19 protein-coding genes, 1 tRNA gene and 1 riboswitch are annotated in these 24,783 nt (G+C 44.4%); of the genes, 5 read left to right on the top strand and 15 right to left on the bottom strand.

From position 1 onward, the window contains the following. Window positions 1–391 precede the first annotated feature (391 nt). Entirely contained in the window at window positions 392–2,716 is a 2,325-nt protein-coding gene (locus tag H3V12_RS04950; RefSeq protein WP_075914791.1) for an ATP-binding protein, read from the bottom strand. Window positions 2,717–3,004: 288 nt separating this feature from the next. Further along, window positions 3,005–5,632, bottom strand: coding sequence for an aminopeptidase N (gene pepN / locus H3V12_RS04945; RefSeq protein ID WP_198213203.1), 2,628 nt, complete (start codon window positions 5,630–5,632; stop codon window positions 3,005–3,007). 303 nt (window positions 5,633–5,935) lie between these two features. Between pepN and H3V12_RS04940 the strand changes: the two genes are divergently transcribed. Next, window positions 5,936–6,850, top strand: a complete 915-nt coding sequence (locus tag H3V12_RS04940) for a DMT family transporter (protein ID WP_198213826.1) — start codon at window positions 5,936–5,938, stop codon at window positions 6,848–6,850. 17 nt (window positions 6,851–6,867) lie between these two features. Here the strand turns inward: H3V12_RS04940 and H3V12_RS04935 are convergent, their stop codons facing one another. From H3V12_RS04935 to H3V12_RS04880, 12 genes are all read right to left on the bottom strand, one after another. Further along, window positions 6,868–7,701: a uracil-DNA glycosylase gene (locus tag H3V12_RS04935; RefSeq protein WP_075870099.1), complete on the bottom strand. Its 834-nt coding sequence runs from the start codon at window positions 7,699–7,701 to the stop codon at window positions 6,868–6,870. A 336-nt stretch (window positions 7,702–8,037) separates the two neighbouring features. Beyond that, entirely contained in the window at window positions 8,038–9,147 is a 1,110-nt protein-coding gene (locus H3V12_RS04930; protein ID WP_198213201.1) for an acyl-CoA dehydrogenase, read from the bottom strand. A 175-nt stretch (window positions 9,148–9,322) separates the two neighbouring features. After that, on the bottom strand, window positions 9,323–10,339 hold the full coding sequence (locus H3V12_RS04925) for an endonuclease/exonuclease/phosphatase family protein (protein ID WP_198213199.1): 1,017 nt from the start codon (window positions 10,337–10,339) through the stop codon (window positions 9,323–9,325). A gap of 466 nt (window positions 10,340–10,805) precedes the next feature. Next, entirely contained in the window at window positions 10,806–11,336 is a 531-nt protein-coding gene (locus H3V12_RS04920) for an O-acetyl-ADP-ribose deacetylase (protein ID WP_198213197.1), read from the bottom strand. A 155-nt stretch (window positions 11,337–11,491) separates the two neighbouring features. Further along, a complete protein-coding gene (locus H3V12_RS04915) occupies window positions 11,492–12,277 on the bottom strand; it encodes a hydroxymethylpyrimidine/phosphomethylpyrimidine kinase (RefSeq protein ID WP_246787482.1) in 786 nt (261 codons plus the stop codon). Continuing rightward, a complete protein-coding gene (locus tag H3V12_RS04910) occupies window positions 12,247–12,852 on the bottom strand; it encodes a thiamine phosphate synthase (RefSeq protein WP_198213824.1) in 606 nt (201 codons plus the stop codon). The genes H3V12_RS04915 and H3V12_RS04910 overlap by 31 nt, the downstream gene beginning before the upstream one ends. Further along, entirely contained in the window at window positions 12,852–13,622 is a 771-nt protein-coding gene (locus H3V12_RS04905) for a thiazole synthase (RefSeq protein WP_198213193.1), read from the bottom strand. Before H3V12_RS04905 ends, H3V12_RS04910 begins: the two co-directional genes overlap by 1 nt. Window positions 13,623–13,627: 5 nt before the next feature. Then, window positions 13,628–13,825, bottom strand: coding sequence for a sulfur carrier protein ThiS (gene thiS, locus H3V12_RS04900; protein WP_075870097.1), 198 nt, complete (start codon window positions 13,823–13,825; stop codon window positions 13,628–13,630). A 6-nt stretch (window positions 13,826–13,831) separates the two neighbouring features. After that, entirely contained in the window at window positions 13,832–14,794 is a 963-nt protein-coding gene (locus tag H3V12_RS04895) for an FAD-dependent oxidoreductase (protein WP_246787481.1), read from the bottom strand. A gap of 158 nt (window positions 14,795–14,952) precedes the next feature. Then, window positions 14,953–15,078: riboswitch (TPP riboswitch) on the bottom strand. A 155-nt stretch (window positions 15,079–15,233) separates the two neighbouring features. After that, window positions 15,234–15,599, bottom strand: coding sequence for a DUF423 domain-containing protein (locus H3V12_RS04890; protein WP_198213191.1), 366 nt, complete (start codon window positions 15,597–15,599; stop codon window positions 15,234–15,236). 5 nt (window positions 15,600–15,604) lie between these two features. Continuing rightward, complete coding sequence (locus H3V12_RS04885) at window positions 15,605–16,726, bottom strand: pyridoxal phosphate-dependent aminotransferase (RefSeq protein WP_198213189.1); 1,122 nt, start codon at window positions 16,724–16,726, stop codon at window positions 15,605–15,607. An 860-nt stretch (window positions 16,727–17,586) separates the two neighbouring features. Then, the gene (locus H3V12_RS04880) at window positions 17,587–18,867 is read right to left on the bottom strand and encodes a porin (protein WP_198213187.1); all 1,281 of its coding nucleotides are present in this window, start codon (window positions 18,865–18,867) and stop codon (window positions 17,587–17,589) included. A gap of 907 nt (window positions 18,868–19,774) precedes the next feature. On the opposite strand from H3V12_RS04880, the gene H3V12_RS04875 reads away from it, so the two are divergent. Beyond that, window positions 19,775–19,865: transfer RNA gene (locus H3V12_RS04875), tRNA-Ser, on the top strand. A 573-nt stretch (window positions 19,866–20,438) separates the two neighbouring features. Here H3V12_RS04875 and H3V12_RS04870 read toward each other — a convergent pair. Continuing rightward, window positions 20,439–21,401 carry an MFS transporter gene (locus tag H3V12_RS04870; RefSeq protein ID WP_198213185.1) on the bottom strand — a complete coding sequence of 321 codons (963 nt, stop codon included), beginning with the start codon at window positions 21,399–21,401 and terminating at the stop codon, window positions 20,439–20,441. A 1,057-nt stretch (window positions 21,402–22,458) separates the two neighbouring features. Here H3V12_RS04870 and H3V12_RS04865 point away from each other — a divergent pair. The 3 genes from H3V12_RS04865 (at window position 22,459) to H3V12_RS04855 (ending at window position 24,773) form a co-directional block, all read left to right on the top strand. Then, a complete protein-coding gene (locus tag H3V12_RS04865) occupies window positions 22,459–23,469 on the top strand; it encodes a putative FMN-dependent luciferase-like monooxygenase (protein WP_075870407.1) in 1,011 nt (336 codons plus the stop codon). A 42-nt stretch (window positions 23,470–23,511) separates the two neighbouring features. Then, a complete protein-coding gene (locus tag H3V12_RS04860; RefSeq protein WP_198213183.1) occupies window positions 23,512–24,096 on the top strand; it encodes a CMD domain protein in 585 nt (194 codons plus the stop codon). Between the two features lie 68 nt (window positions 24,097–24,164). Then, a complete protein-coding gene (locus H3V12_RS04855) occupies window positions 24,165–24,773 on the top strand; it encodes an alkylhydroperoxidase domain protein (RefSeq protein ID WP_198213181.1) in 609 nt (202 codons plus the stop codon). Window positions 24,774–24,783 lie beyond the last annotated feature (10 nt).

Below are 24,783 nucleotides of genomic sequence, written 5' to 3'. Positions count from 1 at the left end.
ATCGGCAAACGCTGTTGCACTTTTTTCTGTTTGTTGTTGGAAAATGCACTATCAGGCAGCATCAACAACAATCCGGCATAAGAAACAAATTGAACGTTGAAAAAGCTTGCAGTTTGCGGTGACCGTAAAGCCTCAATTGATCGTCGTTGCTAGCTTTTTATAGGGGGAGAAATCGCTCACGGAAAGATTGGCGAACAATCAGGATTATGGATGGGCATGATAATGAACGGCGGGGATGATGAACGGGCACGTGTGAAAGTTAAGCGACGCCGCCTTTTTCTGACAGAGGTTGCGAGTTTTCTCTAACGATCACCATAGAAAACCGAAGTGGAGAAGAGGGATTATTAACGAACACATTCCGAACGAATGAGACTTTAAAGTTTGATAGAAGTTAGTGTTTCTGGGTAATCGGCAAGGTGATGGTAACCGTTGTTCCCTTGCCTTCTTTTGAAGCAATATCAAGCGCTCCGCCATGAAGTTCGACCAGAGAACGAGAGATTGCAAGTCCAAGACCGGAACCGGCATGGGTTTTGGTAAACTGGTTTTCAACCTGTTCAAAAGGTTGACAAAGTTTTGCAATGGCCGATTCAGGAATACCAACACCGGTATCGGCGAAAACAAAGACAAGTTTGTCGTCTTTCTGATAGCCCTTAACGTCGATATGGCCACCTGACGGAGTGAATTTGACTGCATTAGAAAGAATATTGAGGAATACCTGATGAATGGCTCGCCGGTCGATATCGCCATGGAGTTTCGGTGTAATATCGGCTGTTACAGTGATATTCTTTTCTTGTGCCTGCGGCGTCAAAGTACGCAATGTCTCGCTGATAATCGGCTCAAGATCGGCATTTTCGCTTGAAAGGGTGAACCGTCCGGCTTCGATCTTGGACATATCAAGAATATCATTGATAAGTGTCAGCAAATGCGTACCCGAATTATGGATATCATTCATATATTCGGCATAACGTTCTGATCCCAATGGGCCAAAGGTGCCCTGTATCATCATTTCCGAAAAACCGATAATGGCGTTGAGCGGCGTTCTCAATTCATGTGACATATTTGCCAAAAATTCGGATTTTGCCTTATTGGCGCTTTCGGCACGTTCTTTTTCCGATTGCAGACTTTCATTCAGTTTTTCAACTTCGGTGGCGCGCTGTTGAGCGCTCTGGCGGGCGAGTTTCAGTTCCTGAATAAAGGAATAAAGCCGTCTCTCGCTATCTTCCAAACTTTTTTGTTGTTGTTTGAGTTCGGAAATGTCGGTACCAACCGAGACCAGACCACCATCCTGCGTACGGCGTTCGTTAATTTTGAGCCAGCTTCCATCAGCCATTTGGCGGATACTGGTAAAGTTGCCGGTGTCATCATGCTCAACCGACATTTCGTTGATGGCAGGTTTTGCCATTGCCTCGACTGTAGCCCTTTGCACCCCGGGTTGCAACATGTGGTCGGGAAGTGAAGCATATTCACGGAACTTGCTGTTTGACATGACGAGACGCCCTTCCGAATCCCACAGCACAAAGGATTCCGAAATGTTTTCTATAGCATCGCGAATACGCAGATCAGCTTGTGCCGTCTGCTCGGCAAATTGATGTTGTTCGCTTATGTCAAATGAAATACCGACGAGGTGGGCTTCTTCTTCTTGAGCAACCTCGGCACGAATACGCATCCAAACATAATGGCCATCCGCGTGGCGCATAGGAAGGTTGATATCAATGTGATCTTTTTCACCGCTCATTAAATCACGTGCCAGTTCATAAAGATCGGCATCGGCAGGATTGATTATGGAAGTGATTTCAGAGATCGACAGAAGTGCATCTTTCGGTTTGAAACCAAGCATTTCATACATGGAACGCGACCAATAAACGCGTCCGCTTGCCATGTTCCAATCCCATAAGCCGCAACGCCCGCGCATCATCGCCATGTCGATGCGGTTCTGGATTTTTTCAGAAATGAGATCGGTATCACGAACACGCGCAGCCTGCGCATAATAGGCGTAAAGAATGGCTAGTATGACGCCGACTGTTCCGGCGAAAATCGTGATATTGATTGAAACGGTTTTGCGCCATTCAAGGTATATCTGCTCGCTTTCTTCTCCGACAAACACACCGAATTTTCCTTGCGCGGCCTGGTCGAAAGATGCCAATGAAGCTTTTCCGTCAATTTTGACTTCCATCACACCGGCACTGCGTCCGAGTACAAAGAGAGCTTGTGCATCACCAACTGAATCCGACAGGGGACGATTGATCAGCGTCTCCATCCCCGAGGCTGCAACGACAGTGCCTGTTTCATCAACGATAGCAATACGGGCCGAGCTTGCAATCAAACCCTGTGTGCGGAAGTCGATAAGGATGTTTTGCAAATCGTTGTTTGAAATTGAACCCGAATTCGGTTCATCCTGTTCTTTTGAATAGACAGCACGGTCAACAGAACTGCCGATATGTCCGGTTGCCAGCATAATGGCCGATCTTGTTGTCGTATCAATTGTTTGCCGCCATTCGTAAAGCTGGACCAGACGGGTTGCTGCAAGCAAAACAAGAAAAATCAGAATTATCAGAGGTATGGCACGACGCAGCCATGGCTCGATTGTGAGCAGCCTTTTATAGGCTGGACCAGAAAGCAAATCGACATGAGCTGACCCGGCCTTACGCTTTTTTTGCGAAGGTTTTGAATCAACAAACGTCCCTGTGGGCGCGTCTAACGCGTCCAAATGCGCCATTTCTGGCCCCCTCTAAAGTTAACGGATAAACCGGAGAACTGATTCGGTACGCAAAACATCCGAACAAGCCCAATGAATCAAAACTGATTCGTCCTGTCCAGCTTTTTCTTTGCGTGGGATCTTTTTTCATTCATCAAGCTTAGAACAAAAGCTTTAATAATTTTTTAACGCTGTCACAGCGTCCTGACAGGAAAAGGCCGTTTTAACGGGTAGCGTCGAGGAATATTTCAGAAAATTTTCAAGAAAAAAACGGGAAGAAATATCTTCTTCCCGCCGGAATTTCGATTGTTAACCGAGTGTGCGGCTTACGATGTCGGAAACGTCCACCGAAAGCTTTGGTGCTTTCAATATCCGTTCCAACTGTTCCTTGAGTTTATTTTGACGTTTTGTTTCGAGTTGCTTCCATGAGCGCGTGAGCGTTGAAAGACGCGCAGCAAGTTGCTGGTTTTCTTTGTCTACAGTCAGGATAATATCAGCGAGCAGCTTGTATCCTTCACCATCAACCCTGTTAAAGCCCGTCTGGTTCGAAGCTGCAAATGCGGCAATAAGCGCACGAGTCCGGTTCGGGTTATCAAGCGAAAAGAGCGGATGTTTCATAAGCTCTTTGACATGCGCCAAGGTTTCCTCGCCAGGAACTGTCGCCTGAACAGAGAACCACTTGTCCATAACAAGCGGGTCGTTGCCATAACGCTTTTCGAAATCGGAAAGTGCTTCTTTAGCTTCATCGGTTTCATTAAAATGATGAACCAGAATGGTTAGCCCTGCCATCCTATCTGTCATGTTGTCAGCTGTCTTATAGGCTTCAAAAGCACGGATAGGTGTGTTTTCGGCAAGTGCCAGATAATTCAGAACGGTGTTTTTCAACGCACGTTTGCCAGCCGGTTCGGCTTTTGGCGAATAACGGCCTGCTGTCTGCATTTTGTCGAAAACTTGCAGCATTTTCGATTTTAAATGTTCAGCCAGCGACTTCATGAAAGACTGGCGAACATTAAAGATGCGGTCAGGATCAACATCATGACCGATCATGCGGGCAAGTTCGACTTCCAAAGGCAATTGGAGGCAAAGTGACCGGAAAGCAGGTTCCAACGTGTCATCGTCAAGAAGTGCTTCAATAAGGGCTTGAAGTTTTTCAGGCATCTCGGGTTTTTCATGCGTATGGTCGGCAATTGCAGCAACCAGAGCCTTACCCATTAACTGGTTGAGTGACTCCCAGCGGTTGACCTCGTCGGCATCAAAGCGTGCGCGGAAAGCCAAGTCATCGTCACTTTCTTCCATCTTCAGATTAATCGGGGCCGAAAATCCGCGCAGCAGCGATAAAACCGGCTTTTCTTTCAGGTCCCGGATATGAACGGTTTGCTTTGCTTCGGATAAAACAATGACATTGTTTTCAATATGGTTATCGGCCTGATAGGGCATATCCTTACCGTTTTTGCCCAAAAGCCCGAAGGAAAGGGGAATAACCATCGGTTTTTTATTCGATTGACCGGGAGTATCGGGAACAGTCTGCGTCAAATCAAGTGTCAGGACACCATCTTTATAATGGCTGTCAACGGTTACTGTCGGTGTTCCTGCTTGCTCATACCACAGCATGAATTGTGATAAATCACGTCCTGAAACATCGGCAAAACAGGCGATGAAGTCTTCAATGGTGCAAGCCTCGCCATCATGGCGTTGGAAATAAAGATCCATGCCTTTGCGGAAAAGCTCGTCGCCAAGCATGGTATGAACCATGCGTACGACCTCTGCCCCTTTTTCATAGACGGTTGTCGTATAAAAATTGTTGATTTCACGATACTGCCGTGGGCGAACCGGATGGGCAAGGGGGCCAGCATCTTCAGGAAATTGCGCAATTTTCAGTACACGAACATCGGAAATACGATGAACAGGGCGCGAGCGTTGGTCAGACGAAAATTCCTGATCGCGATAGACTGTCAAACCTTCTTTTAAACAAAGTTGGAACCAGTCACGGCAGGTAATGCGATCGCCTGTCCAATTGTGAAAATATTCGTGTGCAATAACGCGTTCTATGCCGGCATAGTCGGTATCTGTTGCTGTGTTCGGGTCGGCAAGGACATATTTATCATTGAAAACATTAAGTCCTTTGTTTTCCATTGCGCCCATATTGAAATCGGAAACAGCGACAATATTGAAAATATCAAGGTCATATTCGCGCCCGAACTTTTCTTCATCCCAACGCATAGCACGTTTGAGTGAATCCATTGCATAAGCCGCGCGTTCCCTTTTTCCTTTTTCGACATAAATTCCGAGTTTTACTTTCCGCCCAGACATCGTGGTGAAGCTGTCATCATAATGGTCAAGAGCACCTCCAACGAGAGCGAAAAGATAGCATGGTTTGGGATGCGGATCTTCCCAGATTGCATAATGGCGTCCGCCCTCAAGTTTTCCGGTTTCTACGAGATTGCCATTGGAAAGAAGTACAGGCTCATTCTTCTCATCCGCTTCGATCCGGGTTCTGAAAACCGACAGAATATCGGGACGATCATAAAAATAGGTCATCCGGCGGAAGCCCTGTGGCTCGTTCTGTGTGCAATAGACACCATTAGACAGATAAAGCCCCATCAATTGGCGATTTTTCTTGGGATTGATTTGCGTGGCAACCTGAAGAATAAATTTGCCTGAAGGGGGATTGTGAATTTCAAGTTTATCAGGTGTTGCCGAATAGTCTTTAGGTTCGAGTTTCTGACCATTGATTGCCACTGACAACAGTTTCAATTCGTCCCCGACAAGAACCAGTGGTGTTCCCGGTTTGGTGTTTTTTCGGGGGGAAAGCGAAAGCTTCGATTTTACGATTGTTTCAGTGGGGTGAAGCGAAAAATCAAGCTCGGTGTTGGAAATTGCGTAATCGGTGGGCGAGTAATCTTCAAGACGATATACTGGAGTGTCAGATTTGGTCATAAATCGTGCCTTTTTATAGAAGTTTATCATGAAGGTAAGCATATTTTGTCGAAACGACAACCGGCTCGAAAAGAAATCTCTGTTCATGCACACCAATGTGAATGGGAAATATCATTTGCGCGACGGTCAAAACATTTATTTTGACATCGACGTTGTATATGAACGAAAAAGATGTCTTACGCAAAGCAACTGGCAATTTTATTCCTTCAGTCTTAACGACTGCCAATGAAACGCTTTACCGACAGGAGGAAACTCGTGCAAAAACAATCACCGGCTATTCCGCATGCCCCTTCGGGGAATGTCATGCTCGGAATCTGGATGAAGATTTTGTCGGTCGTCTGTTTTGTGGTGATGTATAGTTTTTTAAAGTCGGCCAAAGGCGTTCCGGCTGGCGAATTAAGCTTCTTTAGATCGTTTTTTGGCATTGTCCCGATCATCCTCTGGGTCATGTCACTCAAACAGCTTAAAACGGTGCTTTACACCAAAAACCTGACCGGACATGTTTTTCGGGGAATGTTCGGCACTTTTTCAATGCTATTCAGCTTTTATGCTTTGACCCTTCTACCGCTTCCCGAAACAGTTGCCATTGGTTATGGCGAACCGCTCATTCTTGTGGTTTTATGTGCCATCTTTCTTCATGAAAAAGTTTATTTTTATCGTTGGAGTGCGGTGATCGTCGGCCTTATCGGTGTGTTGATCATTGTTTGGCCACGCCTTACCATTCTTGGTACGGCAAATGCCGATGTCAGCGCTTCAATCGGTGCGCTTTCCGCGCTTGGTGCAGCAATCATGGCAGCCATCGCGATGCTGCTTGTCCGCAAACTTGTGTTTACCGAAAAGACAACGACGATCACTCTCTATTTCATGATAACGTCAAGCATTATATCATTAATTACAGTTCCGTTCGGATGGGTTGTTCCCGATTTTTATCAGGCCTCCATGCTCGTTCTGGCCGGTTTGTTCGGTGGCATTGCGCAAATTTTCATGACTCAGGCTTATAGGCATGCCGAACCTTCAACAGTTGCACCATTTGAATATACATCAATGTTGTTAAGCCTTTTGAGCGGCTATTTCGTCTTTGATGAAGTTCCGACAATAGCAATGTTGTTCGGTGCGTGCCTCGTCATCGGCTCGGGCATTTTCATTATATTGCGTGAGTCCCATGTTATCGGTAAAAACCATACACGCCACCGTGCACTGTTTCATAAACACCGTTGAGTGCAAATCCCGAATGCTTAAACCCGCTGGTCAAGCGCATTGCGGATTTCCAGAAAATCAGCCCAGGCTAGTTTCTTCTGGCTCGGTGTTCGCAATAAATAGGCCGGGTGAAATGTTGGCATAACCGGAATGGTTTTGCCGTTATCCATCTGATGCGAGAGCCATTTTCCTCTCGTGCGGATAATACCGTTTTTGACACCGGTCAGCACCTGCATAGCTGGCCCGCCCAGAGCAACAAGAATTTCTGGCGCAGCCAATTCTATCTGTCGCTCGATAAACGGACGGCAAAGCTCGGTTTCCATGGGGGTCGGAGTACGGTTACCAGGTGGACGCCATGGTATAGTATTCGCAATATAAACGCCCTCGCGTTTCAAACCGATTGCCGCGAGAATACGGTTGAGTAACATGCCGGATCGACCGACGAAAGGAATGCCCTGTAAATCCTCTTCGCGCCCCGGTGCTTCACCTACGAGCATCAGTTTCGAATGTGGCGTGCCATCTGCGAAACACGTGTTTTTCGCGGTAAGTTTCAATGTGCATCCGTTGAAGGATTTGAGTGCGTCGAACAGTTCATCAAGATTTCTGGCATTGCGGGCAAGTTCATTTGCTGTCGCTACTTGTCCTTCAATCGAAATACGCGGCGTTGCAGCATGGCGGGTAGCGGAGTGAACGGTTCCCCTTTGTGGTGGATTGGTTGTTTCATGTGCGGCGGCAGTTAACCGTTTTGCTATTTCAGCCGATTGCTTAAAACGATCAATTGGTTTGTCAGCAAGGGGCGTGTCGACACCGGCTTCGGAATAGAAGCCAAGCAATTCCTCGAAGGAAATCGTGTTGTTGTGCCGCTCTGACATATTAGCCTTTTGTTTTTTAAAGCTAATGAATAGACCAAGCAATAAAGCTCTTCAAGCTTGGATATCAGATGTTTTTGATAACGAACGCCTCGCATCATCGTAAGTCAAGTGAAGACGCTCTTGTGTGTAAAATCTTGTCGGATGATGCCGCTATTATGAAAACCGGTCAGACACGCAAATTGTAATTTTCCTTAATCGAACGGGTGCAAAAATTTGACTTTTCGGAGATGCCCTGAGCGCTATGGCGCCCAAATATTTCCAACAAAAAGCATTTATTGTTTTATGTCATGCAGCGCTTTTTGATGCGTTGAAATTTATAATGGTCGACAAACAGGTTCACCACAGCGGTTCGCCATACCGCTCCATGAGAAAACCTGCGGCTTTGAGAAGCCTTGCATCAGGAGCAATGTGGCGGATAAACATGGAAAGATCACGCCGCATCCGCTCGATCGGGCAACGTTCGATAAAGGCTTCCATGCCAAGTGATTTCTCGCAAAGGTTAAGAATTCGGACGCACACATCTTCCATCTGGTCATGCGCCAGAAGACAGGCCAGAACTGCATCGTCAACATTAGCCTTCGTGGGTTTGCGCGTAGCCTCTTCGACGAGACAAGCAGTTTTAAAAAGCATTGCAGACGCCGCCAATGTTTCCGATCTTGCTTTTGCAAGCCGCGTTAACTGAAAAGGGTCATCAAGGCGGTTCTTCCGGATGAGCATTTCGCGCCAGGTATCTATAATGGCTTCGGCACCCCCGAGATGGGCAACACTATGGCGCCATACGCCGCCAATATAATGGGGTTCCAGATGAAAATCGCCAGGTTTTCCCAAAAGATCGGATTCTCTTATTTCCATATCAGAGAAATCGAACGAACCGGTAAGAGTAGGGCGCATGCCCGAAGCATCCCAGTATTCGATATTTTGTCGGGCTGTATCGGTGACATCTACCACAGCAAGCTGGTCGCAATCATCGTCGTTGTTCCTTAAACGTATAATTGCGAATTCAACCATTCCCAATCCGGTTACCAGACGTTTTACACCGTGGAGCTTGATTTTTCCGTTCGGCAAAGTGGTAAATCTCAAAGGTTGATTGAGACTGGCACCCCAAACTCCCAAAAGAGCACCTTCTTTGACTTTGGAAAAAATGTTTTTTCTCAAACGATTTTCGGCAAAAAGTTCGATAAGACGCACGGCATGAAGATGCCCCTCGAAAAGGCGAGCCAGCGAAAGATTGGCTTTGCCAAGCCTGCGTAAAAAATCGAATGCGGCTTTCGTTTCATCTTCGCTTTTTGTCAATGCCCAATTGCTTCCACCAAGCTTTTTGGGCAAACAGGCACGAAGTGCGCCGCTTTCATTTAACCGTTGTAAGTCGACCGTCAACCCATATTCTTCTACGTGGTCGGCACTCTCCGAAATGAGGTCGAATAAGGCTTCGTTATTCGTGAACATAGGTGTTTCCATAAACATTTTTAGAAAATCTCGTTACGAGAAAATGGTCTGAACTAAAATGCGTAACGTTTAAAGAAATTCAAAAATAAAACAGAAAAAGGTTCATTCAGTCCGGATTTGGCTTTGTTTTTCTCAGAGTTTCATGGAATCGCCGGAATTTAACTGAGTTTTTGTGTCAAAACCGGTCAGATTTGAAACAGAATTCGGCAAGTACCGGTAGATGATCGGAGCCAAACCATGAAAGGCGTTTAACGCTTGTAGTTTTGATGTCCTTGGAAAGCAGAATCTGGTCAATAGGGAGTCCTAAATAAGGCCGTAAAGGGGCGGGGAAGCTATATGAGAGCCATGTTGGACCGATGCCGGAAATGTGACGTGTACCGGTTAGTCTTTCCATTCTTGAAACGGTGTTGCTCCAAGATACGCTATTGAAATCACCTGCAACAATTCGTCCGGAAATATTGCTCTCAAGATCATTTCTGAATGCACCCTTTTCGAGTTCGTTCAATTGTAAATTTTGCCCGAACGGCCATGGCCAGGCGAGATGGGCAGAGATGATATCAAGTTGAAGATGGTTTGGATTATCTCCCTGTAATTTTATTTTTGCTAAGTAACCACGGGTCGTTGTTGCATCATAACATGTGACGATAGGAGAACCGGAAAAACCGTATTGGGATAAAAAACTATCTGACAGGATAACGCCTGTCGCACCTGCGCGATCATTATCGGCTACGCAACCGATAATCTTCAAATTGTTATTTTGAAAGAAGTCGCGCCATTTTGCGGATGCTTCCTGCACCGTGATAATATCAGGCTTTTCTTTTTCTATAAGAGCCAGGAATTTTTCCGGAGTTTGATTGTCAAAACGCAAATTGGCCTGCAACAGTTTGACAGTCGAGCTTTTTAGTATTCCGGAGTTTGGCGAAACGCCGCCATCATTCATGCTTAAACTGATGACAACACCGACAAATGCAATCGGGAAAAGAGCTTTTCGCCAATATTTTGTAAGAAAAAGAGGTAGAGCCGATATGATTGTTAAAAAGGCCAGAGGAATGCGAATATCGGCAAGTGAATCAAAAAGCGGATGAAAAGGTGAAAATAAACTCGCAAATAGCGGTATAGTCGATAAAACAACGAAAATTAGCCAAATGAACGCAAAAGTTTCAAAGCCGGATTTGCCGGAATGTTCACTCATTCTGATTGCCGCCAAAAACGCGGCGCAAGCCAATCATTAATTTGTCGGTTGTGTTGTTACGGGAGCAAAAATTGGCTTAGCATAAGCTGGAGTTTTTGCGTGAAACAAGGCAAAAGCACCCAAAACAGCTACAAAAACCAAAGTCAAAAACAATATAGAAAAGCGGCGAATCAGCATAATTTGGCTCCCTTCGTTAACCATATTGCATAATTTACTTCGTCTGAAACCAGTTATCTTTGTTGGGCAGCATTTCTCTACAGTATTTTCAGTGATCTGATGGTTTTGCGCAACACTCTCAGATGAGCCAGGTTTTGCTGCCACCCTAAATATGGGATGACTATTTTGGTGTTAATGCCCAACCATTGGCTTAACTTCTGAAAAATTGGAGCTTTTATTTGTCATTTGTGTGCCAGCTTTTGTTAAACGCCTTGATAGATGAAAATTTGCATTTCGCATTTTCAAAAATTTATGAGTCGAGATGAAAAAGGTGGAGTTGATCGCGATAAATCTTTTCCATATCTTTTGAAAAACAACAAAAAACGACTGTTTGGGGAAAATTATTATTTTCCAAAAACTTGATAGTGGTGAAAATAGCAATTTTTGCCGCTTGCTTGTGGGGATAGCCATAAACACCGGATGAAATTGCAGGAAATGCGACAGATTGGAACTGCTCGTTTTTTGCAATTGCAAGCGAATTGTTGTAGCATGATTGAAGTTTTTCTGCTTCATGGTCGACGCCGCCATACCAGATCGGTCCGACTGTGTGGATAATGTAGCGAGCGGGAAGACGGTAACCTTTTGTGAGCTTGGCTTCACCTGTTTTACAACCATTAAGCGCCTTGCATTCGGCAAGCAGTTCGGGACCAGCTGCCCTATGGATTGCGCCATCCACTCCGCCACCGCCAAGAAGAGTTGTATTGGCTGCATTGACAATGGCATCAACATCAAGCGTCGTAATGTCACCACAAATGACGGAAACACGATTCTTGTCTATCATCAACGATTTCCTCCGTGTTTGGCAATTCCGGTTGATTGCATTGTGGTCCTTTTCAAGTGAAGTGGAAATAGCCAAAAAGTATTGGAAAAATCTATAAAAATGAAACATGCAAATCGGACTGTGATTAAAGACGGCCTTTTAAACTCTTAAAAAATTTAACTTTTTGAAAAAGAAGCGACACGTTCCAGCAACAATTGATAGACATAGTTTTTCGCGTGTTTGACTGCATCTTCCAATGAGTTACCTTTGGCTATCTCGCAGGCGATTGCCGTTGATAAGGTGCATCCTGTTCCTCGCATCGTTGCGTTGAGACGTGCATTCGAAAAATTGGTGGTACGGGAAGAGGAAACAAGACTATCGATCGCAATATCTCCCGTTTCATGCCCGCCTTTTGCAAGAACATATTTCGAACCGGAAGCTAACAGTTTTTTTGCCTGCTCGATCGTTTGGGAATGATTTTCGGAAAGGTTTTCACCGGTCAAAGCAGCAAGCTCGGGAAGATTTGGCGTCACGAGATAACAATATTTCAACAGCTTTTCTTTAATGGCAGTCACTGTTCTGTCATCCGCAAGGACACCGCCTGATGAAGCGCGGATGACTGGATCAAGTATAACCGGAATATCAGAAAAATTGTCAAGAACGCTGCATATTGCCGCGACAATCTCGGGCGATCCCGTCATTCCCACTTTAATAGCCAAAATTTTATCGGACCGGAGCGCTGCCAACATTTGCCCGCGGATAATATCCCCATTCATCGGCAGCTTCGTTTCGACGTGGTGGTCATCCTGCACATTAACGGAAGTGACAGCAAGCCCAGTTCTGACCGAAAAATGGCTTGCTGTTTCGATATCACGGACGATACCCGCACCACCTGTAGGATCAGTTCCGGCAACGATGAGTATTTTGGGCGTCAGCGCCATTTTTGTGTTGCTTCCAGCCATTGTTTTACACGGTCTTCGGGATTTTCGTTCATGGCAATATCGGTTACTACAGCAGCACTATCGGCACCGGCTTCCAACACAGCCTTGGCACGTTCCGGATTCAATCCACCGATTGCAACCAGAGGAAGATCACCAACGAGCTTTTTCCAGCGGGTCACTTTTTCCAAACCTTGAGGTTGCCACTTCATCTTTTTCAATATGGTTTGATAAACAGGCCCTAAAGCGACATAATCCGGCTTCACGGCAAGCGCTTTATTGAGCTCGCTTGCATCATGGGTACTGACACCGAGCTTCAATCCTGCTTTCTTTATTTTGTCGACATTGGCATCAACAAGATCTTCCTGACCGAGGTGAATAAAATCACATTTTTCCTCAATTGCCGCTTTCCAATAATCATTGATGATCAACTGACAATGAAATTGCTTGCAAACAAGTTTTGCTCTCTGGATATGCTGATGAAGAACCTCTAAAGGCACGTTTTTCATGCGCAGTTGCACCAGTTTGACACCAAGCGGTATCAGTTTCTCGATCCAGTCTGCACTGTCAACTATAAGGTAAAAGGGGTCTAATTTGATCAAAATACTGCCTTTCCAAACACCGGTGTTGAAGGAACAGCAACATCTCGTGGCTCCAACATTCCGGCTTTATATGCACTTTGTCCGGCTTTTATAGCATGTGCAAACGCCTCTGCCATCAATACCGGATCACCAGCCTTGGCGACGGCTGTATTGAGCAATACACCATCATAACCGAGTTCCATAGCTATTGCCGCATGAGACGGGCGACCAATTCCGGCATCCACAATCAAAGAAAGCTCCGGAAAATTGGCGCGAATTGTACGCAAGCCGTCAAAATCCCTGGGTCCTTTTGCCGAACCGATAGGGGCACACCAAGGCATAATGACACGACATCCTGCATCAGCGAGCTTTTCTGCGACAATGAGGTCATCTGTCGTATAAGGAAAAACCTGAAATCCTTCTTCGTTAAGAATGCGGGCAGCTTCGACCAAAGCAAACACATCCGGCTGCAATGTGTCGGCATTGCCTATAACTTCCAGTTTAATCCAGGGTGTTTTGAAAAGATCACGCGCCATGTGCGCCGTTGTAACAGCTTCTTTTACTGTAAAGCATCCGGCGGTGTTTGGTAAAATGGATACGCCGAGGGATTGAATAAGAGAAAAAAACTGGCCTCCTTGTTTTCCGCCTGCCGTCTCGCGACGTAGAGATACCGTTACAACCTCTGTATGGGAAGCACGTATTGCCTCCTCAAGAATTTTTGGTGATGGATATTGTGCCGTTCCTAACAGAAGATGGGACGAAAATTTTTTATCATAAAGTTCAAGCAACGTGCTCAACCTCCCTGCATAGGGCTTAGAATTTCAATTCTATCGCCGTTTTTTAATTTGAAATGTTCGCGTTCGCTTTCACTGACAAGCTCGGCATTGACTGCTGTCGCAAGCCAATTACCTTCAAAATCAAGTTCGTTTAAAAGAGCCGAAAGCGTTTCGGCGCGTACATTCTTTTCTTCATCATTAACGAATAACTGCATTTTTTATCAGCCCATTACAATTTCAGTTACCTGACGGGCCATCTCGGGCGAGATGAGGTATCCGTGGCGGTGCATGCCGTTGACATAAATGTGGTTCCCGTCCTGCTTTACTCGCGGAAAATTATCCTCATAGGCAGGGCGTACGCCTACTCCGATTTCTACAATGTCGGCTTCTCCAAAGGATGGATGAATAGTGTAGGCGGCATTCAGAAAATCCATCATTGAATGCGCCGTAATCGGCCGATCATCATTGCTTTCAATCATGGTTGCACCAATCATGAAGATTCCGTTGTCTCTCGGAACAATATAAAGCGGAATTCGAGGATGAACGAGCCTGATCGGTCTTGAAAAGGAAATCTCGGTATTGTGCACGAGCAACATTTCACCACGAACACCACGCATGTCTTTGTCCTGTCCCAGACGGGCGATGCCTGTTGCATCGACGATAAAATCAAAACCGTCTTCGCTTGCTCCAACGTCAACAAAATGCGCATTCATATCGGCTAATTTTTGTTTCAAAGCCAACAACGCTTTGCGAGGATCAATATGGCCTTCTGTCTCATAAAACAAACCGCGGTTGAAACGTCCGGCAAGGTCGGGCTCAAGTTTTGCAATTTCGTCGCCATCAATTATACGGTGCCCGCCGGTGCGTTGCGAAAAACGGTTCAATTCTGCGCTGTCTCGTTGAGGCGCAACGACGAGGGTGCCATGATGTGTTACCAGATCAGGTAGGGTCTCTGCCCACCATTTCATTGTCTGTAACCCCAGTTCTTCAACACGTGCTTCTGCACTTTCTCGTTCGCAATAGGGGGCAAGCATCCCGCCTGCATACCAGCTTGCAGCTCCACGGGGAGAATCCGCCGGAGCCGAGATTGTTATTTCAGCTCCCGCTTTTGCCAACATATAGGCGCTGGTCAAGCCGGCGACGCCACATCCTCTGACAAGTATTTTCTTGTTCATTTTTTGCATTCGCATCATCCACAGTCAAATGACGTTGCAAGAACCATCTGCAACGCCGGTCAAGCCGTAATGAACCAGATTAGTGTCCGGAATGTAAATTCTCGGCACACAAATTAAAACCGGAGCGGAATGATTGAAAATTAATTGACTGCCGCATTTAAAAGCGTGTCAAACATAAACACCATCCCTCCGCCAGTCCTAACTGGTTCAGGTTCAATGGGTCACTGTATTGATCAGATTTTGACCATTTCAATACAGACTCTCAGCCTCGAAAGGCTCCCCAAGGTTGGCTTGCATGTTTGGCTTAAAAGGTTATTTTGTCAACATCTATAAAGCGTGATTGATGAATGTCGCAAAGAACGCGACCGTCCCTTGAATGCATATATCCTTAAAGGCAGTATTCAAGATTTTTATATAAGAGAAAAGTTGTGACGAGCGATTTGATACGTTAATCATCTTCTTTTTCAAAAGGCAAAAATGAGGCAATGATCAACAAAAGCCAGCCGAGAATGTTGATTGTGCCACCGAGTGGAGCAGCATAAGGAAACAGACGTGTTTCAGCAAATTCGCGACACATGATATCCAAGGCAAAAAGTGCGACGCCAATGATGATGAAAAAGCCCGAAAGGCGCATGACGATGTTTGTTTTTGTTGCAACTGAAAGTCCCAGCAATGCGGCGGCATTACCAAGAAGCACAGGTGCTACGGCTTCATAATAGCCACCGATATGCGAGGCAGCAGCGTAAGCGGCAATACCACCGGCACCATAGAGGCCGGAAAAGCCGCATAATATACGTTTATTCAGATCAGACATATTTTTCACCCCTTATTTGCCGCGTCGAGCGCGGATGCAAAAGCTTCAGCAAAAAGATCTATCTCTTTTTGGGGACCGACGCTTACTCTTATGAGCCGATCCAAAACAGGAACAGAAGGCTTACGCACGAATATCGCCCGCTTGATCAGTCCGTCCAGAACGTCTTTTGCAAAATTTCCATCACGTCCACAATCGATCGCGACAAAGTTTGTCGCTGATGGTAACGTTTTTAATCCATGAGTTTCAGCAATTTTTACAATTTCTTTTTTTGCATTGTCGATTTTTCTTATAACTTCACCAAGATATTTCCTGTCCGCCAAAGCGTGAAACGCCGCAATTTGTGCCATTTTGTTGACAGAAAAATGATCCCGTACTTTATCGAACATGCAGACGAGTTCGGCTGGCCCTATCGCATAGCCACAACGTAATCCGGCTAGTCCGTAAACTTTGGAAAAGGTGCGCATACGCAACACGTTAGGCCAAATTTTGGACATTTCCGGCATTTCATCTTTCGGTGCAAGCTCACCATAAGCTTCATCAAGAACCAACAAGGTTGTCTTCGGTAAATTCGTTATGAAAGCCTCTATCTCATTTTTATTATGCCATGTTCCCAACGGATTATCCGGATTTGCGAGATAAACAATTTTTGCTTTATATTTATGAGCTGCGTCCGAAAGAGCCTGAAGATCGGATTTGTCGTTCGAATAGGGAACATTCACCAGTTTTCCACCAAAACCGGCTACATGGTAGTTGAACGTCGGATACCCGCCAAGCGAATTGATGACAACATCACCAGGCTCGATATATTGTCGCACAATCAATCCTAATAACGAGTCTACGCCCGGGCCAACCGTCAATTGCTCAGGCTTTAAATTATAAAGATTTGCCAAAGCATTTATCAGATCATAGTTTTCCGGATCACCATATTTCCAGACCTCACTGTTAGATTGCTGTAGTGCTTTGATGACTGATGGTGCAGGTCCGAAGCCATTTTCATTGGCTCCCAATCGGGCGCGAAATAAACGGCCTGTTTTCCGTTCGATTGATTCCGGTCCTGTAAAGGGAACGGTAGATGGGAGAGACGCAACAAGCGGCGTAACAGCCGGGAACTCAAATTTTGCTGACATTGTTTATTCCAGTTAAAACGGCAACAGGCAAAAGCGCATTTTGGCATCACTAGCACAAAACACCCTTGCCCTGAATATCAATAAATCGTTATGACGTGGAATTAAATGATGAATTTTGAATGACATTTCGATTTCACGTAACGCAAAAACCGTTTTTTCAGTATGCCAAATTCAAATTTTATGTATTGAAAAATATGAATCTATTTTCAATAATAGTATTAAAATTTATATACTTTTTATAAAATTTATATAAATAAGTAAAATTAAAAATTAAACTAATAGTTTAATTAATAACTTATATAAAATTTATTAATAGATTATTTTTATCAAAAATTAAAAAAACATCCGGATTAAAAATAGCTGGTTATCTTTTTAAAAATTTCAAAACGGTTCAAAAATGTTTTGTTAGATCGAATTACCGAAAGACATTTTTTATGCAACTTTCAATTTTACCTGATAAAAAATCTCTAACCGGATTGTGTGATTACGTCTTGAATATCTCCAGACAAACAGGATGAGCCAACCCGTCTATCATGATTTTACGGACAAAACCATATTCTGTTCTTATAAGAAAACCCTTCACCCTAAGTGAGTTAATTAAATTTACGAAATGCAAGTTGATGAAGCTGAATCTGTTGAGGGAAAAATTACCGGAACGCGAGCCGATCACAATGTTACGCTTGCGACTTGAGTAATCTTGACAGGTAATCACAAAGGTAGAGACAAGTGCGTTGTAAAGTTTAATATCACAGCTAATAGGCGCGTTATCACGACATATTCAAAAGCCACTTTAAAATCCTGTCAGGCATAAAAAAACCGGTGGCAAAACCACCGGTTCTTATTTTCAATCAATTCAAGAATTAGAACGAACGTTGGATACGAACCATACCCTGAAAAGCATCTTGCCCCTTGAGGGAGTCATTAAGCTTAGCATTTCTAATCTCGTCACGAATGCTGTAATCATTTTCCCAAGAGACATAAGTCAATTCAGGAGTAATGACGAGACCCGGTACCAATTCATATTTTACGTTAACGGATGCAGCGAATGTATCTGTATCGTCGTAGGAAACTTGAGCGTTGAAGCTAGTCTTCTTGTTGAATTTGAAGGTTGTACCCCCCCAAACAGACCAGTCACCGCCCCAGTCACCGTAGATCGAGTTGATCTGACGATAAATACCGTACTTAAGGACACCATCATGGCCAATACGTGCAGCATGGTGACTACCGTCGACATCTTTCATACCATAGGTGTTATCAAAATTGTAGTAATCGTCAGCAGATTTATATCCGCCCATGACCCAAACGCTCCATTGATCGGTAACGTTCAAATCCAAACGAGCCTTGGCTGCCCATTCTTCATAAAATGCATCGTAAGCGCCAACAACGGAAACACCGCCCCAACCTTGAACGAATTTCAAACCGCCAACAACATTTGGTGTGTAATCGTCAATTTTACCGCTGAGTTTATAGCGTTTAAAGTTGATATCGCCGTCATCTGCATGGGAATAACGATAACCATACTTATCAGCGTTATTCAAATCATCGTTGCCTTGTTCAACACCCAAGATAGCGGAGAAACCGTTTCCAGCATTGAATGTGTAGCTGATAACATTGGTGCGTGTGTAAGCCATCGGGTTTACGATATCGTCATTGATGACGTTACCATAGTAACCTGTCCAATGGTTGAAGATGGATTCATCAAGACCAACGCGGATACCACCGAGTTCGATGAAAGCAAAACGAAGTTGACCACCAGCGGAATCACCCTTGTGATCCCATTCTGCACCTTGGTCCCACTGCGAACGCAATTCAATGAATGTGCGCAATGTGCCGAGTTCTGTTTCGGAAGCGGTGTGGAAACGGAGTGTTGCACGTGTACGCCATGCGTAAGTATCACGATCAACCTCACCACGCTTACGAGCGCTTACATTATCGCCGCCCTTGATGTCTGCACGGACATAGCCGGAAATACGCATGCAAGTCTCGGTTCCGGGAATGTAGAAATATCCTTCACCATACGCGTCGCAAACGCGTACATATTCAACGGGTTCAGGCTCTGCAACGACAACATCAGCTGCACGAGCGCCAGAAACTGCAATGAGAGCTGCAGCGGAGCCGAGAAGAAGGCTCTTAATGTTCATATCTGACCTCCAGTCAAAGTTAAATTTGGGTCGGGTTCACGAAGTTCAGAAAGTTGAATCCCGATCCCCTTAACCGAAAAAGTCGCACGCAAGCGCTCCTTCTTCATGGATCGAACATACCCGACATGAAGTTCGATTCAACAACGAATTAGGAAAAACCGCGTCTCCAACCCGAGTATCATTGATTGTTGTTGCAAAAATGACACAAAAATATATCAATCAAGCCATTTTGTTTGTGGATAATTAACCATATATTTTGTGTTAATTTTTCATTAACCGCTGATTTTGACCGCTTGTATACGATCTATTCGAGTCGAAACACACTTTATTCTCAATATGGAACAGATTTTCTTTTATTGCACAAAACCAACACTTTTCAATTCAAAATATAGATTGACATCAGCTGGTTTAGACATTGATCGCATTTATGAATGAAGATTAGCTCTAAATTTCTGGATCGAGAAACTGCCCGCTGATTGAAGCTATAAGCAGCAATGAAACAATTTGAAGCTATAAACAGCAATGAAACAATCCGGCTTTGCAACAGACGGAATATGACAGCGTGCAACAGACCGAGGATTCGCAGAAGTTAGGAAAGAATGTGCAAAGCGAGGAATTTGGCTAACTCGTCACGGCTAATTCACGATGATTAAGTCGCAATTAAACAAACCCATTCATTATATAAACTATGATTAATCAAGAACGAGAGATCGAAAGAAATCGTTTGGCTAAATGGCAGAAAGGCCTCTCCGCGAGAAAGACAATGCTCTGTTAGTGAGCAGCTACGCAGTGCCTTTGACAAAAATGTTTGAGACGTCACTAATGGGTGCCATTAATATGTATAAAATTATAGAAAATCGTGAAAATCGCTTGAACTTCCATCAAAGAATGTTTATTGGCTCCTCTTGGAGAGGTGGCCGAGTGGTCGAAGGCGCTCCCCTGCTAAGGGAGTAGAGCTCAAAAGGCTCTCGAGGGTTCGAATCCCTTCTTCTCCGCCATCCTACCTTGAAAAAAATCACTAAATCAATAAGTTAAACTATCTTAATCGGTTTTTTTGCCCTTTAACTCCTGCGCCTTTTAACAGAGCATGACTATACGTCCAACTGCGCCGCTTAAATTCGCATATTAAGGGTCAGTCAAGCTTAATTAGAATAAAATTCTAGGATGAATTGGTGTTTGGGAATCTAAAGTCCATGATAAGAAGCTTTGAATTTATCACGTCCATCAGGAGGGGGCATCCATAAATGATTGAACCTGCATCTCTCAGCATGGTTAGAAAATTGTCTGTAAGTAGTTGATTTCAATAATCGTTCGTTTCTATTAGTCAGTTTGATTGTAAGAAATTTCCACTGCTTTGGACGTTTTACGTCAGTGGATTCTGGAACCGGAGTTTTACGGCATTACTTTTTGAATTCGATTATATCGATACGGAGTTTTTCTGTAAAAACTAATGGCATTATAACAGATGTTTTTGCAAGTACTTGAAAACGCGTCTTACTTGACAAAGTAATATTTAAAAGCGAGATCAACCAAAAAGATAAAGCAACGGACGTATAGCGGGCGCACCCCATCTAACGTCTGATTTTACCCGTCCATAAAAGAATAAGAGCAATAATAACAGGTAGCATAAAATAAGCGGGCAGTGTTGCGGGATAAACTCCATATGAAACAAGAACGCCGCCAATCATCGAGCCTATCGACCCTCCGAGATAGACGGATGACTGGTTTAAACCGACTGCCAGATTACCATCGCCTTTATCCTCCCTGAGTTTTATGAGTTCATTGTTCTGGGGCACTTGCAACGCCCAGCCAACCGCACCCCATATAACGAGGGGTAAAGCTATCAATGGCAGATAGATGCGGGACAGTAAAACCAACCCCAGAAATGACAGCAAAAGCAATCCGAGAATAATCAATAGGATTTTCTTAAGATCATAGTCATCGACAAAATATCCAATCAGAATACTTCCACAAACGCCCCCTAAGCCCCAGTACCATAAATAAACCGTGACATAGGCCTCTTTATTTATGGCGCTCACAAATGGAGATAGGAAAGTATACATTCCCAAACTCGATATTGCTGCAAAAAGAGAGATCAATAGAACTCTCACAACGGGCCATTCGGATAAAAGAGAAAATCGGGATTTTTCAGATTTTATCATGGTTGATGGCAAGGCCGGTAAACATAGAGATAAACCGATGAGAGCCATACCACCAAGAATACTCACAATTATCATAGCGCTCCGCCAACCGAAATGATCGGCTATAACGAGCGAAGCGGGAACGCCGATGACAGTTCCAATTGCCATTCCCGCCATTATTGTTGAAATGGATTTGCCCTTGCTCTCGTTGCTGCTCAATCGGGTCGATGCAGTTATTCCACAAGCAAGAAACGCACCCGCGGAAACTCCCGCTATAGCACGAAGAATGATTAATGAATAAAACTCCGGAACGATCACACATGCCGCATTGGCAATAACAAACACCCCAAGATAAATGCAAACATTGTTTTTAAGATCACGATGTCCTGTCATTCCCACCAGAACGGGAGACAAAGACCATAAGGTAGCGTAAAAGCGGTTACCAACTGCGCGGCCAAGCCGATTGAGACGCCAAAATCGTTACTAATCAGAGGGATTAAACCGGCTGTCATATATGATGAAAGCCCCAAGGCTAATGCCGATAAGGATAAACAGATGAGTGATATTCTTATAGATGACATGTTGCAACGCTCCTTCTCATTCCGGTATTTTTTAGCTTTTAGCGTTGGCCATTATAAAAATAATGAGAGCGGAACGTTTAACACTTGAAATAGCGAATGGTGATCTAATCTTTTCCGGAAAATACCGCGGTATCCGAGCTTCCTTGCATGAATGACTTCGCCCATATGTTCCGGAACTAAAATATGATGACCGGAATACCGGTATGTAAAATCAATTAGTTTTTACCTAACTTTATTTATCAACTTTATAAGGGATTTTATAACAGATAAAATTACCTGCATTGCGAGATGAAACTCGTGAGATGAAATGCTTGTCGGATGGGCTGACGGGAAACTTAAACAAAGGAATTTAACAAACTGGTTTAATGCGAAAAACGAATAAGTTTAAGAACGTGGTGACGTATTCAATATTCGATAAAGTCTTATTGAAGCGGTGATTTTTCGACTGCAAGCCGATAGTTTATAGGGGCTGGAAGTTTCTTGGAAAATCGAGACGGAGGCCTATGCATATCGAAATCAAATAATCTGAAAGCTACGCAATGCGGATGTTATGTTCTATGAAAACGATTACGAAATCCGTTTTCAATATTAAAAATATTGGCTTAATTTTTTTGAATCCTGAATATTCAAAATTAAAAAATAACGTTTTTTAAAAGCGAAAAACTGTCCAAAATTTTAGCATTGGATCCGCACCGAAGCATGCAAAATAATATTGAGACAAATTTTCTAACAATCTTAACAATTATATCAATTAAATTTTTATCAAAGTCGAAAACGAGAAATCCATTCTTTGTCGGTTGTCTGCCAAGCGTTTAGGCTTTTTGCCGGAAAACATTTTATTTGATGTTTGTTGGAAATGGATTTTTATAATGGCAAATAACCAAAGAAAGCTTGGCTTTTTTTCACGCCTTCTTGATGATGTACCTGCTGGTGAACGTTACAAGTTGGCGGAGGAACAAATAATTTTTGCAGAAGAATTGGGCTTTGAAACCGCCTGGGTTGCCCAACACCATTTTCACCCTCAAGAAGGTGGCCTTCCATCGCCTTTTGTTTTTCTTTCAAATGTCGCTGCAAAAACCAAAAGGATAAAGTTGGGAACGGGAGTTATCACTTTACCGATGGAAAATCCCGTGCGCGTTGCAGAAGATGCAGCGGTTGTCGATCTTTTATCGAATGGCCGTCTGGAACTGGGGTTTGGCACCGGGGGAACACGCGAGTCATTTGAAGTGTTTGGTGTCAATCCGGATAAACGTGGCGAAGTTTATGCCCACCATCTTGAAGTGTTGCGTCATGCCTTTGCCGGAGAAGATCTGTTGGATGGTAACCGGCTTTATCCAGGTGCTCCGCATTTGTTGCGTCGTTTCTGGATGGCAACATTTTCTCCGTTCGGAGGTAAGCTTGCCGGCGAAAAAGGCGACGGGCTAATGTTGTCGCGCACACAACCGCGTCCTGCTGATAACCTTTATGCTTCGCTTGATGAAATACAAAACCCGATCATTGACGCTTACCTCGCGGCACTGCCTGCAAGTGTCAAACCCCGCATCATGGCATCCAGAAGTTTATTTGTATCTCGCGATCGTGCCCATGCTCTCGAGTTAGCTGAAAAAGGATTAAAAAAGGCTGCCAAACGGTTGGGTAAAGCCTTATCGAACAAGAAAAGCGACACCCTTGAAGATCTTATTGTTGCGTTTGACCAACATGTCGGAACGCCGGAAGATGTGATTGCATCGCTGAAGAAAGATACCTCGCTTAATCGTGCAACAGATGTCGTTTTTCAGGTGCACTCCGTTGATCCGCCGCACGAAGATATCATGAAATCGTTAGAACTCACGGCAAAAGAAATTGCGCCTGCATTAGGCTTGAAACTTGCCACACATTGAAACAGGATTTGCCAGGCGAATATTCGCTGTAAGGAACTAAAAATGTCCCAGCTTGATGTCATCGATAAGCTTGTTGGCTCGCCATTGGAGCTACGCAAACGTCGGCCAATTACGAAAGATCAGGCTCAAAAGAGTTATGAAGCGCTGTTTTTAAACGTCAAAGATGGCGACTTTTCTTTGCAAGGTCGCTTTGCAATTGCAACTTTTGTTTCCCGATTGCATGGCTTTGAAAAAGCTATCAAATTTTATGGAAATGAATTGAAAAAACTGCAACCGGATTGGGCGGACGTTATTCAGGAGGCAGCCGATTCTGCGAAAAGCACAGGGCCATTTGGCAGTTATCCCGATGGTCCGCTTACCAAAGAAAATACTTCCGGAAAAACGTGGAATGCTGACGCTAAAGTAAAGAATTTTTTGGGAGAAAAATTGGCAGCCGCATTGACGCATAGTCATCTTCTTGTTTTTCACCCGCGGGATTGTGAGGCACACCATCTCGAAGCATTGAAACAAGCCGGTTGGAGCAATGATGAAATCGTTACTCTTTCACAACTGGTTGCTTTTTTGAGCTTCCAGTTGAGACTTGCTCTGGGGCTAAAAGCACTGGCGGCGAATAAAAAAACAAATTAACGGCAACTTTCAAGCTTTGTTGAAAAGCTGCATAATAACCCACTTTTATAATCGGGAATTGAACGAGAATGAACACAAAATCCGTTAATTCGACCAAGAAAAGTAAAAGACCTAATGTCTTTACGCGCGAAAACCTCGATTGGATTGCTTGGATCGAACCGGTTGCGGAAGACAGTTTGAGCGAACGTCAACGCGGGGCTTTAGTCGAACCCGCTCGTGCAAAATCGGATTATTTCCGTTTGCTGGCGCGCGATCCCGATATATTGGAAGCGCGAACAAGGACAGATAAAGATATTTTTTATAATACTGTGGATGGCTTGCCCCGTGCCGAGCGGGAACTTGCGGCCGCTGCAACATCGCGCTTTAACGGCTGCATTTATTGTGCTTCTGTTCATGCCAGACATGCGGCTGTTTATTCAAAAAAACCGGCTGATGTTGACGAACTCCTCGATAAGGGGATCTCTGCCGATTTAGGAGAACGCTGGAACGCCATTGTTTCTGCTGCATCAACACTCAGTCAAACACCGCCAGTCTTCGGACAAACAGAAATCGACGCGCTTCGTGCCGCCGGTCTTGATGATGATGAAATTTTCGATGTTATCCACGCTGTTAGTTTTTTTAATTGGGCCAACCGTTTGATGTTATCACTGGGCGAACCGGAACTTGAGCAAAAATAACATGTCTGAA

It is taken from the genome of Bartonella sp. W8167, from assembly GCF_016100335.1.
Lineage (GTDB): Bacteria > Pseudomonadota > Alphaproteobacteria > Rhizobiales > Rhizobiaceae > Bartonella > Bartonella apis.
This window is presented reverse-complemented; position numbering and strand designations above follow the sequence as displayed.